This is a genomic window from Bacillus cereus group sp. TH152-1LC (assembly GCF_027710505.1).
Classification (GTDB): Bacteria; Bacillota; Bacilli; order Bacillales; family Bacillaceae_G; genus Bacillus_A; species Bacillus_A mobilis.
This window is the reverse complement of sequence record NZ_JAQFNK010000008.1, coordinates 201,713-215,173: the sequence shown is the minus strand read 5'-3', so window position 1 is coordinate 215,173 and position 13,461 is coordinate 201,713. Positions and strand designations below refer to the sequence as shown.

Here is a 13,461-nt window from a genome sequence, read left to right as displayed (position 1 = left end):
GTATATGAATAATATAAAAAATCCGCCTCTCGTTTCCATTCTTATTCCCACCTATAATCGACCACATTATTTTAAAATTGCTTTAGAAAGTGCATTAGCACAAACGTATTCAAATATTGAAATCATTGTAGGGGACGATAGTACAAATAATGAAACAGAAAAATTAATATACAGACATTATTTACATAAGCATAAACATATAACATACATTCGAAACGCCTCTACGCTAGGACAATTTCATAACGCTCTTATGCTCTTAGAACATTCAAATGGAGAGTACATAAATTTCTTGATGGACGATGATACATTTTATAATAATAAAATCGAAAAAATGATGTTTTATTTCCAACAAGACTTAAATAAAAATCTCGCACTTATCACATCCTATCGCACTTGGATTGATGATAATGGAGATATAATTGAACAACATCCCTCCATGAAAAAATTATATGATGAAGATACGCTACTAAATGGGAAAGATTTTGGAAACCGTATGCTTATGGCAGGACAAAATATTATCGGTGAACCTACAATCGTACTCTTTAGAAAAAGCCTATTAACGGATCCTTTCGGCACTTTAAATGGCAGAAAATATGGTTGTAGTGTTGATATGGCCTCTTGGATAAGTTTACTTTCAAAAGGTGATGCGATGTATATCACTGAGCCTTTAAGTTCATTCCGCCTTCATACGGGACAGCAAGTACGTCACAAATTCCTTGAGGGCTGTGAAGATTTTTCTCAGCTCGTTTTAACCTCAAAAAAGTATGGTTTCTTACAAGACACTAAATATTATAAAAAGGGTTTGATAAGAGCTTACGGATGGTATAAAAATGCAGTCAAATTTTACAATTTATTCCCAAACCTCATTCCAGATATAAATACACATGCCCGCCTTTCCCATTGTTTAAATATCATTACAAAAGAGCTCCGTGCAATATAGTCTATCACAAGGGAGGAGCTATTCCTTCCTCGTGATGTATGACTTCCCACAAAAAGTGGAATAAATGTATGCATAGTCTGCTTGTATATTATTTTTATCATGACATGATCCATATACTTACTAGGCGATAGAAAGGAATACATACATTGAAAGATCCAAATTCTCAATATCAAATAGACTACGTATTACTATTCATCTTATTTGCCATTGGGACTGTTAGTTGCTTTGCAATTGCAAGTGCACAAGCTTCTTTACCACCATTTTTGCAAAGCGTAAATTTTGTATTAAAGCAAATCCAATGGTACTTCATTGGATTTATAGCCATTGGTGTCATTATGATTATTGATTTCGATCGTTATCAAAAAATTGCTTGGTATTTATATAGCTTTGCATTGGTACTACTCATTGGACTAGAACTTCAAGTACCAGGTGCCGTCACAATTAAAGGCGCTACCGCTTGGTACAGGCTCCCAGGCATCGGAAATTTCCAGCCTTCTGAAATTATGAAATTGTTTTTAATCCTCGTCACCGGACGAATTATAGCAAATCACAATGAGAAATATTTTTCCCGAACAATACACGACGATTTTTTATTACTCGGAAAAATATGTGCAACAAGTTTGCCACCTCTGCTGCTTATTGCAAAGGAACCTGATTTAGGAAATACGATGGTAATTTCAGCTATGCTCGCAGCAATGATACTAGTTTCTGGTATACGTTGGCGTTTTATTTTCGGATTAGTTTCTGGCATTTCTGCAGCTGGCGTTACATTAACTTATATTTTTTTTACTCATACAAAATTCTTTAAAGCACACATTTTACAAGAATATCAACTAAATCGCTTTTATGGCTGGTTAGCTCCATACAAATATGATGCGCAAGGCTATCAATTAAGACAAGCTTTCTTAGCTACTGGATCAGGAGAAATGCATGGTAAAGGTTGGGAAAATGGACAAGTATACTTTCCAGAACCACATACAGATTTTATTTTCACTAATGTCGCTGAACAATTCGGCTTTTTAGGCGCAAGTGTCATTATTGCACTTTTTTTCCTACTCATTTTCCGCATGATTCATATCGCTTTAGAAAGTAATGATCCTTTTGGTAGTTACATCTGCGCTGGTACAATCGGAATGTTTACTTTTCAAGTATTTCAAAATATCGGGATGACTATCGGGTTACTCCCTATTACAGGAATCACACTACCCCTTATGAGCTACGGAGGAAGTTCCTTACTCACATACATGATAGCGATTGGATTTGTTTTGAACGTTCGCTCAAGGACGAAAATTTTTATGTTTAAATGAAGTACAAAAACGGTATATTTTTATCAAGCTTTAATGGGCAGTAAGACCCCCACCTTAAAATTCAGCGAAAGCAAAGAAGTTAGGTGGGGGTCGGGCTGCCCATTAAAGTCCGATTGGTGAGGGCTAATAATCAGTGGGGGATGAAGAACACCCCCACTGATTAAAGTTTCACTTTATCTCTATCCTTTTTTAGATATACTAATGGAAAATATGATGGAGGTTTAAATATGAAATATGACATTATAGGGGATATTCATGGATGCTTCCAAGAGTTTCAAGATTTAACGACGAAACTCGGATATAAGTGGAATAGTGACCTACCGATCCACCCTGATCAACGTAAGCTTGCATTTGTTGGTGATATTACAGATCGGGGCCCTCATTCATTACGTATGATTGAAATTGTATGGGAACTTGTCATCAATAAAAAAGTAGCTTATTACGCTCCGGGAAATCACTGTAATAAACTATACCGATTTTTCCTTGGGCGTAACGTATCAATCGCTCACGGGCTCGAAACAACTGTTGCTGAATATGAAGCACTGCCTTCTCATAAACAAAATATTATAAAAGAAAAATTCATCACACTTTATGAACAATCCCCTTTATATCACGTACTCGATGAAAAAAGGTTAATTGTATGTCACGCCGGAATTCGGCAAGATTACATAGGAAGACAAGATAAAAAAGTACAAACCTTTGTATTATATGGCGATATTACAGGAGAAAAACATGCTGACGGCTCTCCTGTCCGTCGCGACTGGGCGAAGGAATACAAAGGAAAATATTGGATTATATATGGACATACACCTGTAAAAGAACCTCGCTTTGTAAATCATACAGTTAATATTGACACTGGTGCTGTATTTGGCGGGCGTTTAACTGGATTACGTTATCCCGAAATGGAGACTGTTTCTGTCCCTTCCTCCCTACCTTTTGTCCCAGAGAAGTTTCGCCCAATTTCATAACTTACGAGGGATTACCATATCATTTAGGCCGCTCTCATACAAAAACTAGGTAAAGTAATGAAAAAAAGATGCAATAAAGTGCATCTTTTTTTCATTACACGGCATATACTGTCGCAGGAGGTGACAGAATGAAGAAAAAATCTTCTAAACAAAAAAGAAAATGCCCGCCTTTTTATCTGCCCATGTACGGAATTAACAACTGGTGCAGCATCCGAGCTGCAGCTTTAGAAGAACTGGAAGGACAAGAGGCTTCCCCCAAAAACAAAGCCAGACCAAAATATGTCTCTTTAGAAAATGCTGTAATGAGCCGCATAATTGATAATAGAAAAACAAAGATGCAGCAAAAAAATAAACCTCTCTCTACTCATAATGAACAGATTGTGCCCTCTGAGCAAACAGAGAAAAATATAGAAGAAAATATACCTGTAGCAATAAATAAAAAAGCAGAAGCAGAAATTCCAGCTGCTATTATCAATCAAGTGAAGAAAATAAAAGAAGCATTAGCACCATCCAATGATATACAAACGGAAAAAACGATCATAATTCAAACCCCTACACCTGAAAATACAAAAGTGAAAAAAGGTGGGCGGTATGCACATGCAGAAGGGCTTCACTCTAATGCAGAGGGGACAGCTTCACATGCAGAAGGGCTTCTTACACACGCAAAAGCTTCTTTCTCTCATGCAGAAGGGTCAAAAACGAAAGCAACTGGACATAGTTCCCATAGTGAAGGAAGTGAAACGACAGCAGGCGGCTCTTATTCTCATGCGGAAGGTAAACATACAATCGCTTTAGGCGAAGCAGCACATGCAGAAGGAACCGCGACTATCGCTAACGGATTCTCTTCTCATGCGGAAGGTAATCATACATCAACGGCTCATTTTGCAGGTAGCCATATTATGGGGCGCTTCGGCACAGCAGAAGAATCTTATTCTTGGTTTATTGCTAACGGTACAAATGAAACCGATCGTCATATTGGTGCAAAGTGGCTTGCTCATAATGGGGAAATGTATATTGATGGCGCTTCTTACAATGCAAGTGGAACTGATTTTGCACAAATGTTTGAAACAGCAGACAATAATCTTATTGATGTAGGTTATTTCGTTACATTTAGTAGCGAAGAAAAAATTCGGATCGCTACTTCAAACGATTCATTCATTTTAGGAATATCTAGCGCAACCCCGGCACTTATAGGAAATAGCGGTGCTTTAAGTTGGCAGAAACGCTACAAAACAGATAGCTTTGGAAAACGTCAATATGTATGTGCGGAATCGCAAGACATACAACCTCTTTTAAATACAGAATGGGATCCAGCTTGCAAATATATAGCAAGAAAAGATCGTGCCGAGTGGCTTCCTGTCGGATTAATTGGACAAATGCTAGTACGCGATGACGGCACTTGCGAAACGCATGGATATTGTCGTCCAAATAACGATGGCATTGCAACAAAATCCGAAAGTGGATTTTTCGTTATAAAGCGCACGGGTGAAAATCAAATTTTAATATTATTCCGCTAAGAAAAAAGGGAACAAAATTCTTCATTACATAAGAATTTTGTTCCCTTTTTAAGTATGCCTTACTACCTCCTGCATATCGCTTGGAATCGTTGTAGTGAAAGACATTTCCTTCTCTAAAACAGGATGATAAAACGTCAATGATGTACTGTGAAGTGCTTGTCGTTTCATTTCATCCCTTTTCCCACCATATAAAGTATCGCCAAGTAACGGATGTCCTATATGAGCCATATGTACACGAATTTGATGCGTTCTTCCTGTCTCAAGCTCAAGTGATACATGCGTCTTATGATAGGCGCTATCAATCACTCTAAAGTGAGTAACTGCTCTTTGCCCCTTATCACAAACCGTTCGCTCAATAATGCTATCCGATTTTCGTCCAATCGGTGCGTCAATCGTTCCTTCTCGTTCGAGAATCTCACCATGCACGATTGCTTCATACGTTCTTTTCACAGCTTTTTGTTGATGCTGTTTCGATAAAAGATGATGCACGAAACGATTTTTTGCAATAAGCATAAGCCCTGAAGTATCACGATCTAATCTTGTTACAATATGCACTGTACTTGCAAGATGCTGCTTATCATAATGAGATAAGAGCGCATTCGCAACACTCCCTGCCGGATGTTCTCTAGACGGAATCGTTGACATGTCTGCCTCTTTGTTTATGACAAGAACCGCGTCATCTTCATATACGATACACAAAGGAATATCTTCTGCAACCATCCCTTCGCTTCTTTCCTCCACTGGAAAAAAGACACGTAATTCTTCACCAGCTTGCAACTGATGACGAACGCTCGCATGCTGACCATTTACTTCAATAGCTCCGCCGTGAAACTTTATATCCGTTAATGCAGCTTTAGAAATCCCTTTTGTTTTTAAAAATTCTCTAACTAAAGCTCCCTCTTCAGCCGATTCTATATCCCATTTCAATGTAAATCTGTTCAAATATATAAACCCTTTCTATTTATCTGCAACAAACGAGTCACGAACTCGTTTCCAAAACGGGAATGGACGGAAACGAACAAATCGTACTTTCTCGTTTGCAACGCGATACTGGATTGATTTCACATCTTGATGCACCATCGTTAAATGGTCCACCGTAATTTGTAAGTTCATTCCTGCAGCCGGCTTCAACACACATGTATGATGCTTCGGCAGTACGAGCGGCGAACCTACCGTACGAAACACACGATTATTAATAGATGCCATTTCTGCAATTTGAATCGCTTCAATAGAAGGGTGAATAATTGCTCCGCCAAGCGCCTTATTATACGCAGTACTTCCCGAAGGAGTAGAAATACAAAGGCCATCTCCGCGGAACGTTTCGAAGTACTCTCCGCGTATTTCCACTTCTGTTACTAATGTACCTTCCGCACTTTTAACAGTTGCTTCATTCATCGCCAAATACTGTGACTCTTTACTCCCATTCACATAGCGAATAATCACTTCTAAAAGTGGATATTCCACCACTTGGAATGGTGTTTTAGCAATTGCAATTACTAATTTCTCTACTTCTGTCGGTAACCAATCTGCATAGAAACCTAAATGCCCTGTATGTACACCAACAAACGCTGTTTCATCCAATCGATTATAGTAACGATGAAACGCATATAAAAGCGTTCCATCTCCCCCAACAGAAATTACAATATCGGGTTCCTTTTCATCCATTATAAATCCAAAATCTAGCAAGTACTCTTTCATCGTGCCTGCCAATGTATCTGATGATTGATCTCCCTTTGACATAATTGTAAATTTCATCGCCCAACACCCTTTAGTTTATGATTCGGAATCTTTCGTTTCTTGTTTTCTTGAAAAAGCTTTCTGCGCTTCTTGAATTTCAAGACGGATAGAGGACATTTCTTCATCTAATAAAAATGCTGCTTCCGCTGCGCGTTGCAAGCGTATTTTAATATCTTCAGGAAAACGTCCACTATATTTATAATTTAAAGAATGCTCAATTGTTGCCCAAAAATTCATTGCTAACGTGCGTATTTGGATTTCTACTAATACTTTTTTTTCTCCCTGAATCGTTTGAACTGGATAACTAATGACAACGTGATAAGAACGATAACCGCTATCTTTCTTTTGCGTGACATAATCACGTTCTTCCACGATTTCAAAGTCATTTCGTTTTCGAAGATATTCTACAACAGGCTTAATTTCATCAACAAATTGACACATCATTCGAAGGCCCGCGATGTCTTGCATATCTTCTCTTAGCCGATCTAGCGGCACATTTCTCTTCTCCGCTTTATCAATAATACTAGCAACCGACTTTACCCTTCCAGTTACAAACTCAATTGGAGAATGCTCTGTTAACATTGAAAATTGAGTACGCATTCCTTTTAGTTTCACTTTCAGCTCTGCCACCGCTTGATGGTAAGGTGCTAAAAATTCTTCCCAATTTCGATTCATTTCAACCACCACCAAAATCAATCCATTTGCTTATAGAAATACTTTTTCTACAGCAGTTACTAGTTCTTCTCCGTAATTTGCATTACCTTCAATATTTTCAACTAAATATTCTACTTCTTCTTTTAAATTTTCTAATTCCATTTCAACGTCATTCACACGAACGAACATTACTATATCGTTATTCATCGCTTCATGCATTGCTTCCCAGCATGTGTGCGGAATACTTACATAAATGAAAGATGATTCGTTTTCTAAAATATATAAAAATGATAAATTGTCTGAGTCTACAAGTACGTGATTACGCGTACTTAACTCCTTTACCTCTATTTCATTATTTTCCGCACAAAAAATAAGCGCATTCTCTCTCTTTTCTACGCTCTTAACTTGAATTTTATTTTGCATGCTCTAACTCCTCCATCTCAACTTCCTGTCTTACTTAACAGTATTATTGTATCATAACATGGACGCAAACAAATAAAACATTGAACCAAATTTATGAAAAAGCGATAATGTGTAAAGAATTATTTTTTAAAAGGAGCGCGTATACAATGACACAAGAAATTGAAATTGAATTTAAAAATATTGTTACAGAAGCAGAATTCGATACATTATGTAAATCATTCTCTATTGAGGTATTTACGAAACAGGTGAATCACTACTTTGAAACACCAGGCTTCTCATTAAAAGAAGCTGGCTCTGCACTTCGTATTCGTCATAAAGGAGAAACTTATACATTAACATTGAAACAACCTGCAGAAGTCGGCTTGCTGGAAACTCATCAAGTCGTAACAGAAGACAAAGCAAGAATGATGATGGAAACAAACGTAATCATTCCAGGGACTGTAATGGATCAACTACACAAATTACAAATTCCTGTTTCCACTTTAACTTATATGGGTAGTTTAACAACTGAAAGAGCCGAAACGCTATTTGAAGGCGGAACACTTGTCTTTGATCATAGTTTCTATTACAATCACGATGATTATGAAATTGAATTTGAAGTGCAAGATGAAGAAACAGGCAAAGCTGCATTTATGCATTTATTAAAGCAACATGACATACCAATCCGTCATACAAATAATAAAGTAAAACGCTTTTTCCTTGCCAAACAAAACAAAGCACGCTAAAGTGAAAATTCCACTAGTGAATACGTTCTACTAGTGGATATATCTCACTTTTTAAAAGGAACAGATTCTTTTACATCTGTAGAATAAGCAAAGAACGTTATGAAGGCTGTTTATTTGCCCTCTGGAACATTCCATTGCTACAATAGATATACATTTCATGGAAAAAGGAGTTTATAAAGGATGAGCAAGCAACCGATGACACCATTTGAGGCAATTGGCGGTGAACAATGCATTGCAATATTAGTAGACACATTTTATTCCTATGTCAGTAAACACCCTGACCTATCTCCCATCTTCCCGGATGATTTAACAGAAACCGCTAGGAAGCAAAAACAATTTTTAACACAATATTTAGGTGGTCCTAATTTGTACACTGAAGAACATGGTCATCCTATGTTAAGAGCACGCCATCTTCCGTTTGAGATTACTCCAAAACGAGCAGAGGCTTGGCTATCATGTATGGAGCAAGCAATGGATGACACAGGAGTGCACGGTCATATAAGAGAGTTCGTTTTTGAACGTTTAGCATTAACTGCTCAGCATATGGTTAATACTCCAAATGAAACAGGTGAAGTGTAATGGATAAGCAGGAAGCAAAGCATATAAATATGCCATCTCCTTCCGCATGTGAGCATAAGTCTGTAGAAGCATATTTATTTATTGATCCACTTTGTAAAGATTGCTGGGAAATTGAGCCCTTTATTATTAAACTATGGCTTGAATACGGGAAATACTTCTCTATCCGTCATATCGTAACAGGAAAAGTGGACGGAACGAACGCTTCCTCACACAAATGGAATAAACCTGCTAATATTCGATTTGTGTGGGAAAAGACAACAAGTTTACAAGGTTTTTCATGTGATGGAAAGGTACATATGCAAGAGGCATCGTCAACACCATATTTAGTATCGATGGCAATTAAGGCAGCGGAGTTGCAGGGCCGAAAAGCAGGTTCGAAGTTTTTGCGAAAACTCCAAGAATACATTTTCCTTGAAAATGTATCAAACCCTGACTGCGAATTATTACTTGCCTGTGCAAGAGATAGCGGTATTGATGTAGAAGAATTTAAAAAAGACCTACATTCCACTAGCGCAAAAAAAGCTTTCCAATGTGACTTAAAATTCACAAATGAGATGCATATTACAGAAATACCTTCTCTCGTATTTTTTCATGCGAATTCAGATGAAGAAGGTATTAAAATCGCTGGAACTTATTCTTACGACGTATACGTACAATTATTGAAAGAACTTGTAAAATGTGAAATTGAACCAGAACCGTTACCACCTTTAGAAGTATTATTAGAAGCCACGCAATTTATCTCTTCAAAAGAAGTAGCATTTATATATGACTGCTCGCAGCAAGAGATCGAGCGTGAACTAAAAAAATTACAACTGAAACGAAAAGTACAAATGATTGACGTAAAATGTGAGCGTTATTGGAAATGGATAGCAAAAGAAAAAGACCTGGTGTAAAACACCAGGTCTTTTTCTTTACGGCTTATAAAAATATTAAAGGGGATGGGAGAAATTTTCACGTTCAAACAAAGGGGTATATGTTTGTATGTGAATTCGTTCACGCTTATTATATTACAAGATTCGACGTCAGATGACAACCCCTTTTGTCGAATTTCACACTTTTGTCACATTCTAAACGTTTTCATTTCTGAATAAGCTATAAAAAAGCTATTTTGGAGGTGTTCTGTATGAAAAAAACATATATTTTACTTATCTTACTAGCTGTCATCGTTTCTTTTTTCTTGTACATCCTCTCTCTACTACAAGCTTTTCCTAAAATTATTGCCTTCCCTCTTTTATTTGGAGTCATTGTCATCGCTCTCTCTTATTTCAACCATAAAAAACGATTTAAAGGGTTTTAACTACAAAAAAAATCGCAAAACTGCCTTCTAATTTAGGAAAAAGAAGGAAAATCACTTTATTTTTCCGACAAATATCAACAAAAATATTCAAAGCAAAAAAGACGAGGGAAATTCCTCGTCTTTTCTCTTACTTCTCTTCAAATAATAATGCTTCTAATTCATTTAATTTCTCTTCAAATACTTGCAATGCTTCTTTTACCGGTTCTGGAGATGCCATATCTACTCCAGCTTTTTTCAGAACTTCAATTGGATAATCTGAGCTTCCTGCTTTTAAGAACTCATTAATGTAACGTTCTACTGCTGGTTGCCCTTCTTCTAAAATTTGTTTAGATAGAGCTGTTGCTGCACTAAATCCTGTTGCGTATTGATATACGTAATAGTTGTAGTAGAAGTGCGGAATACGAGACCACTCTAAACCAATTTCTTCATCGATGACTAAAGCATCACCGAAATATTTCTTATTTAAATCATAGTAGATCTCCGTTAACATGTCTGGCGTAACCGCATGTCCCTCTTGTACTTTCTTATGAATAATATGCTCAAACTCTGCGAACATCGTTTGACGGAATACAGTACCACGGAATCCTTCTAAATAATGATTTAATAAGTATAGACGCTCTTTCTTATCTTCGGTCGTTTTTAATAAATAATCGTTTAGAAGCGCTTCATTACAAGTTGATGCAACTTCTGCAACGAAGATTGAATAATCACCGTATACGTGCGGCTGCGTTTTTCTTGTGTAGTAACTATGCACAGAATGACCGAACTCATGAGCAAGTGTATATAAATTATTTACATTATCATGCCAGTTCATTAAAATATACGGATTTGTTCCGTATGCACCAGATGAATATGCTCCGCTTCGTTTTCCTTTATTCTCGTACACATCTACCCAGCGATTTTCATATGCGTCTTTTAAAATGTCAACATACTCATCACCAAGCACGTTTAAAGACTTTAATAACATGTCTTGTGCTTCTTCATACTTCACGTTCATTTTCACTTCTGGTACAAGTGGTGTATATAAATCATACATATGAAGCTCATCAAGCCCTAGTGCACGCTTACGAATATCAATGTAACGATGTAGCAAGTGTAAATTATCATTTACAGATTCAACAAGTTGATCATACACCGCTTCAGGAATATTATTATTACTTAATGCCGCTTGACGTGCAGAATCGTATTTACGAACACGTGCATTGAAATTGTTACGTTTCACAGCTCCGCTTAACGTACTTGCAAATGTATTCTTATATTTTCCGTACGTTTCATATACAGCTTTGAATGCATCTTCGCGCACACGACGATCATCACTTTCTAAAAACTGAATGTAACGACCATGTGTAATTTCTACTTCTTCTCCATCCTCACCTTTAATAGATGGGAATTTCAAATCCGCATTATTCAACATACCGAATGTATTACTTGATGCACTCATAACTTCAGATGCTTCTGCTAATAGAGCCTCTTCCGCTTCAGATAATACGTGCGGGCGTTGACGCGTAATTTCTTCTAATGCATGCTCATATACACTTAAGTCTCTATTTTCTTTCAAGAATGTTTGCAATGTATCTTCTGAAATCGATAAAATTTCAGGCACAATATATGCTGTGCTACTAGATACTTGTGAATATAAATTTGTCGCGCGGTCATTTAACGCTTGATACACAGAGTTTGTTGTATCTTGATCGTAACGCATATGCGCATATGTATATAGCTTACCTAATCGCATTGAAATTTCATCTTCATATTGCAATGCTTCAAGTAAATTGTTCGCAGAGTCACCAAGTTTCCCTTTAAATTCAGTTAACTTCGGTAATAGCTCTTTAATGGCTTGGAATTCTTTTTCCCATTCTGCATCTGTTTGGAAAATATCTTCTAATCGCCACGTACTTGATTCTTCAATCTCTTTGCGATCTGGTAATGTTTTTGCTGTGTTTTGTTCAGACATCCTTTAAGCCCTCCTTTAAATATCTCTACTTACATACAATTCGATTTTTCTTATGTAATTCCTTCACGATCAGTCTTTATTATATCCCCTTTTCCTTCTCTCATGTTGTACTTTGCCTCAAATAAAGATAAGGCATACGCCAAGCAAATTTCATCATATTTCATAACTTCCTCCTCTGTTTTCAGCATAACTACACCCCTTTTTTTTCGGTACTTATAAGTCCCTACTTTCTGCAATACACCTGCATAACATAGAAATACCATATATTCAGCAACTGCTACCTTCCATATATGCCGTGAAAAGTAAGGGAGCATACGCCTTTTCGTATACTTTTTCACATAACTACACACATACCCGAGGGAAATATAATCCCCTACCGCAAGCTCACCTATACACTTCATATATAGAAAAGCTTGCCATATAAATGGATTTGTTTGAAAAGCAAATGAAGACGGGAGCGGCACACCAATTTCAGAAGGAAAATTTGCTGGGGTACATTTACATTGATATAAGAGGCGTAATAGTGACTTATGATTGTAATTCCAAATCGGCAGAGCATTTTGCCGAAAGTAGCTCTTTCGCTGTTTCCATTCCTCACCTAATGTTTCTTTTCGGAAAGAGACGGGAGAAAAGAGCATTTCAAAAGTAGTTGTATCAGTTGGCAAATGAAGAGTATGTGAGAAAGAGACGCTTGTAGAAAATAAAGTGATAAACGCGCATTTCATAAATGATTTTTGTTCCGGACAGAAAAAAATAAGAAATGGCTGAGGATAAGATTGTAAGGAGAAAGCCATAAGGGAGGAGAATTTTATCCAATATGCTGATTGCTTTTTCAAATGATTTCCACCAATAATCCAAATGACCTGTATACCAACTCGCCAATACGAATAGGTTCGTTTGTACAGCTGCTCTATAGAGAGATTGGCGCATTGGTACTCAATCGCGATTTTCCTCCCTGCTCTCTCTATGAAAATATCTGGTCGTTGCTGAATCTCTGGCAGATAGTGCTCTATATTTACATGAAAGTTTTGACGTTTGAACCACCTATATAACAGTTCTTTACCGTGCATGTGATACATAGATTCTGCTTCATAAAAAGCAAGACATGCCTCCATTTTTTTATGAGCAAAATGCCAGCTTTTTTGTTTCCCTAATTTCATTTGCACTTCTTTCCCGCAAGCTATGCAAAAGAAGCTTTCTATTTTACGCATACGATGTAAAAGCTCTTCATCATGATGATAGAGTAGGTGAATTTTTTCTCCGTTTTCTCTTTTGGCGATAAACATCGGAATCACTCCCTTTCAGCTCCTTATATTCTACAATTTATTACAAATTCCTTTTAAAAAAGAGATGTCCCAAT

General features: G+C 37.0%; 14 protein-coding genes. 8 read left to right on the top strand and 6 right to left on the bottom strand.

What is annotated here, in order from left to right:
• Positions 1-4: 4 nt before the first annotated feature.
• The 4 genes from PDL00_RS19625 (at position 5) to PDL00_RS19610 (ending at position 4,732) form a co-directional block, all read left to right on the top strand.
• Positions 5-940, top strand: a complete 936-nt coding sequence (locus PDL00_RS19625; protein ID WP_270730791.1) for a glycosyltransferase family 2 protein — start codon at positions 5-7, stop codon at positions 938-940.
• A gap of 146 nt (positions 941-1,086) precedes the next feature.
• On the top strand, positions 1,087-2,247 hold the full coding sequence (locus PDL00_RS19620) for an FtsW/RodA/SpoVE family cell cycle protein (RefSeq protein WP_270730789.1): 1,161 nt from the start codon (positions 1,087-1,089) through the stop codon (positions 2,245-2,247).
• Positions 2,248-2,474: 227 nt separating this feature from the next.
• Positions 2,475-3,215 (top strand): bis(5'-nucleosyl)-tetraphosphatase PrpE, encoded by a 741-nt coding sequence (gene prpE / locus PDL00_RS19615; protein WP_242255576.1) that lies wholly within the window; start codon positions 2,475-2,477, stop codon positions 3,213-3,215.
• Between the two features lie 128 nt (positions 3,216-3,343).
• Complete coding sequence (locus tag PDL00_RS19610; protein ID WP_270730787.1) at positions 3,344-4,732, top strand: peptidase G2 autoproteolytic cleavage domain-containing protein; 1,389 nt, start codon at positions 3,344-3,346, stop codon at positions 4,730-4,732.
• Between the two features lie 48 nt (positions 4,733-4,780).
• Here PDL00_RS19610 and PDL00_RS19605 read toward each other — a convergent pair whose 3' ends face one another.
• The 4 genes from PDL00_RS19605 to PDL00_RS19590 are packed head-to-tail and all read right to left on the bottom strand — an operon-like array spanning position 4,781 to position 7,546.
• Positions 4,781-5,674, bottom strand: a complete 894-nt coding sequence (locus PDL00_RS19605; RefSeq protein WP_270730785.1) for an RluA family pseudouridine synthase — start codon at positions 5,672-5,674, stop codon at positions 4,781-4,783.
• 15 nt (positions 5,675-5,689) lie between these two features.
• Positions 5,690-6,487, bottom strand: a complete 798-nt coding sequence (locus tag PDL00_RS19600) for an NAD kinase (protein WP_000673186.1) — start codon at positions 6,485-6,487, stop codon at positions 5,690-5,692.
• A gap of 18 nt (positions 6,488-6,505) precedes the next feature.
• A complete protein-coding gene (locus PDL00_RS19595) occupies positions 6,506-7,144 on the bottom strand; it encodes a GTP pyrophosphokinase (protein WP_242251423.1) in 639 nt (212 codons plus the stop codon).
• 30 nt (positions 7,145-7,174) lie between these two features.
• On the bottom strand, positions 7,175-7,546 hold the full coding sequence (locus tag PDL00_RS19590; protein ID WP_242251425.1) for a hypothetical protein: 372 nt from the start codon (positions 7,544-7,546) through the stop codon (positions 7,175-7,177).
• A gap of 146 nt (positions 7,547-7,692) precedes the next feature.
• Here PDL00_RS19590 and PDL00_RS19585 point away from each other — a divergent pair, with 146 nt between their 5' ends.
• The 4 genes from PDL00_RS19585 (at position 7,693) to PDL00_RS19570 (ending at position 10,147) form a co-directional block, all read left to right on the top strand.
• Positions 7,693-8,271, top strand: coding sequence for a CYTH domain-containing protein (locus PDL00_RS19585; RefSeq protein WP_242251427.1), 579 nt, complete (start codon positions 7,693-7,695; stop codon positions 8,269-8,271).
• 180 nt (positions 8,272-8,451) lie between these two features.
• Entirely contained in the window at positions 8,452-8,850 is a 399-nt protein-coding gene (locus PDL00_RS19580) for a globin domain-containing protein (protein ID WP_000043382.1), read from the top strand.
• Entirely contained in the window at positions 8,850-9,743 is an 894-nt protein-coding gene (locus PDL00_RS19575) for a ClpXP adapter SpxH family protein (protein WP_000360655.1), read from the top strand. The genes PDL00_RS19580 and PDL00_RS19575 overlap by 1 nt, the downstream gene beginning before the upstream one ends.
• A 230-nt stretch (positions 9,744-9,973) precedes the next feature.
• Positions 9,974-10,147, top strand: a complete 174-nt coding sequence (locus tag PDL00_RS19570; protein WP_046957017.1) for a hypothetical protein — start codon at positions 9,974-9,976, stop codon at positions 10,145-10,147.
• A gap of 127 nt (positions 10,148-10,274) precedes the next feature.
• On the opposite strand, the gene pepF is transcribed toward PDL00_RS19570, so the two are convergent.
• Positions 10,275-12,101, bottom strand: a complete 1,827-nt coding sequence (gene pepF, locus PDL00_RS19565) for an oligoendopeptidase F (RefSeq protein WP_270730781.1) — start codon at positions 12,099-12,101, stop codon at positions 10,275-10,277.
• Positions 12,102-12,151: 50 nt separating this feature from the next.
• Positions 12,152-13,396, bottom strand: coding sequence for a competence protein CoiA (locus PDL00_RS19560; RefSeq protein WP_270730779.1), 1,245 nt, complete (start codon positions 13,394-13,396; stop codon positions 12,152-12,154).
• Positions 13,397-13,461: the final 65 nt, after the last annotated feature.